The organism is Frankia sp. AiPs1, from assembly GCF_023716945.1.
In the GTDB taxonomy this organism is placed as follows: Bacteria; Actinomycetota; Actinomycetes; order Frankiales; family Frankiaceae; genus Frankia.
Genome location: NZ_JAMQQF010000725.1, coordinates 1 through 2484 on the forward strand (window position 1 = coordinate 1; position 2484 = coordinate 2484).

Below are 2484 nucleotides of genomic sequence, written 5' to 3' on the forward strand. Positions count from 1 at the left end.
CGCCGGGCGCGGGAGTCGGCGCGGCCGGGTTGGCGGGGGTGGGGGCGGGGACCGCCTTCGCGGCGGTCCCCGCGGCGGCCTGGTAGACCTCCCGGAAGCGCAGCTCCGCGGTCTGCCCCACCAGGTCGACCACGTCGCCGCGGCCACGGCCGGGGACCGAGATCTCGATCTGGTTGCCGGTGCGGTGCACCTCGGACTCGGCGACGCCCAGACCGTCGACGCGCTGGCGGATGATGTCCACCGCCTGGTCGACCGCGCCGGAGTCGACGGTGCTGCCGGTGGTCGCCCGTGGCGTGAGAATCACGCTCGTGCCGCCCTGCAGGTCCAGCCCCAGCCGTGGGGTCCAGTTCCCGGTGGCGGCCATCAGGCTGTAGAGGACGACGAGCAGACCGCCGAGGACCCCCAGCAGGGTCCAGGCGGAGCTTCCCGTGGATGCCCGTGCCGAGCCGCGTGCCACGTGCGAGTCCCTTCCTCACGCGCCGGAGGCCGGCGCTCGTTCGTCTCGCCGTTGCCCGGACCGGCGGTGCCCAACGTACCCGAACGAATGTCACCGAGGGTACGTTCCAAAACCCCACCGGTGACGCTCCGGCGGTCCGTCGACCTGCTACAGCTCCTTGCGTGGCGGGCGGGGCACGCCTTTGCCCTCACTCTCGGAACCGTCGGTCGCGGCCGGCCCTTCGGCGTCCGCCTCGCCGACGGCGCTGCCCGCGCCGGGCGCAGGCGGGTGGTCGGCGGAGGTCGCAGGATCGACCGGCCCGTCGTGCGCGTCGCCGTCCGCCGACCCGTCGTCGTGCTCCTCGTCGGTGTCCGGTGAACTGATCACCCGGGCGATGGCACTGCGGGTGAACCGGCAGACCACGTCGGGAGCGATCTCGAGCAGGACGTCGCCGTCCACCAGCTCCACGACGGTCGCGTAGAGCCCGGCGGTGGTGACCACCAGGGTGCCGGGCAGGATCTGGGACACCTGCTGCTGCTGAGCCTTGGTGCGGCGACGCTGCATCGAGAAGATGTAGACGACCGCCAGAACGAGAAGAAGCGGAATCAGGAAACCGCCGATGGAACTGCCGCCGTTACCGTCGGCTGCCGTCGCCGCCGTCACAAGTCCGCGCACGTCCTGCCCTCCTGATGTGTTGCGGCGATCGTACGTATCGAGCGGATGCCGCCGGTGGGCAGGGCTGCGGTGTCCGCTTTATACCGGCACCGTGGCGTCGCGCGGTGGGCGGCGGTGGGCCGCCCGGTGGGCCGCCGCTCAGCCTTCGTCGGAGCGCAGACCACCCTCGGGGAGTAGGCCGCCCTCGGAGCGCAGGCCGCCCTCGGGGAGCAGGCCGGTATCCGGGAAGAGCAGGGCCTGGCTGCGGGCGAGCGGCTCGACGATCGGTTCGAGCCCCAGGTGCTCGAAGGCGGCGGGGGTGGCGACCCGGCCGCGGGAGGTGCGGATCAGCAGGCCGGCCCGCAGCAGGAACGGCTCGGCCACGTCCTCGACCGTCTCCGGCTCCTCCCCCACCGAGACGGCCAGGGTGGTGAGCCCGACCGGGCCGCCGCCGAAGCGACCCACGAGCGCCTCCAGCACGGCTCGGTCGAGGCGGTCGAGCCCGAGCCCGTCCACGTCGTAGATCCGCAGCGCCGCTCGGGCGACGTCCCGGGTGACCACGCCGTCGGCGCGCACCTCGGCGTAGTCGCGCACCCGGCGCAGCAGCCGGTTGGCGATCCGCGGGGTGCCCCGGGAGCGTCCGGCGACCTCGGCCGCGCCGTCCTCGGTGAGGCTGACGCCGAGCAGGCTCGCCGACCGGGTCAGCACCCGGACGAGCTCGTCGGGGGCGTAGAAGTCCAGGTGGGCGGTGAACCCGAAACGGTCGCGCAGCGGCCCGGTGAGCAGCCCCGACCGGGTCGTGGCGCCCACCAGCGTGAACGGGGCCACGTCGAGGGGGATGGCGGTCGCGCCGGGGCCCTTGCCGAGGATCACGTCGACCCGGAAGTCCTCCATCGCGGCGTAGAGGAGCTCCTCGGCGGGACGCGCGATCCGGTGGATCTCGTCGAGGAACAGCACCTCCCCGGGGGACAGCGCGGTGAGGATCGCGACGAGGTCGCCGGCCCGTTCTATCGCCGGGCCGCTGGTCATCCGCAGCGGTACCGCCAACTCCTCCGCGATGATCATCGCGAGGCTGGTCTTGCCCAGGCCCGGCGGGCCGGACAGCAGGACGTGGTCCGGCGGACGCCCGCGGGCCTGCGCCCCCTCCAGCATGATCGAGAGCTGCTCCCGGACCTTGCGTTGACCGACGAACTCGGTGAGCGTGCGCGGGCGCAGCCCGGCCTCGAACGCCTGCTCCTCAGGACTGGCCGCGGCCGAGACGAGCCCGTCGGCGCTCATCCGCCGCTCCCGGACGCCGCAGCGGCGACCAGCCCAAGCTCCGCCGACGCGGTCATCGGCGCAGCACTGCCAGGCTCGCCCGCAGCAGCGTCGCCGCGTCGGGCGTGCCCTCGGCC

The 2484-nt window shown here is 73.9% G+C and carries 2 protein-coding genes and 1 pseudogene; all 3 read right to left on the reverse strand.

All coding sequences use genetic code 11. The features are described from left to right. Positions 1 to 457 (reverse strand): annotated as a pseudogene (locus ND748_RS29970) (protein translocase subunit SecD); the annotation flags it as partial. 147 nt (positions 458 to 604) lie between these two features. Then, positions 605 to 1111 carry a preprotein translocase subunit YajC gene (gene yajC, locus ND748_RS29975; protein WP_251749568.1) on the reverse strand — a complete coding sequence of 169 codons (507 nt, stop codon included), beginning with the start codon at positions 1109 to 1111 and terminating at the stop codon, positions 605 to 607. 138 nt (positions 1112 to 1249) lie between these two features. Further along, positions 1250 to 2368 (reverse strand): Holliday junction branch migration DNA helicase RuvB, encoded by a 1119-nt coding sequence (gene ruvB, locus ND748_RS29980; protein ID WP_251749569.1) that lies wholly within the window; start codon positions 2366 to 2368, stop codon positions 1250 to 1252. Positions 2369 to 2484: the final 116 nt, after the last annotated feature.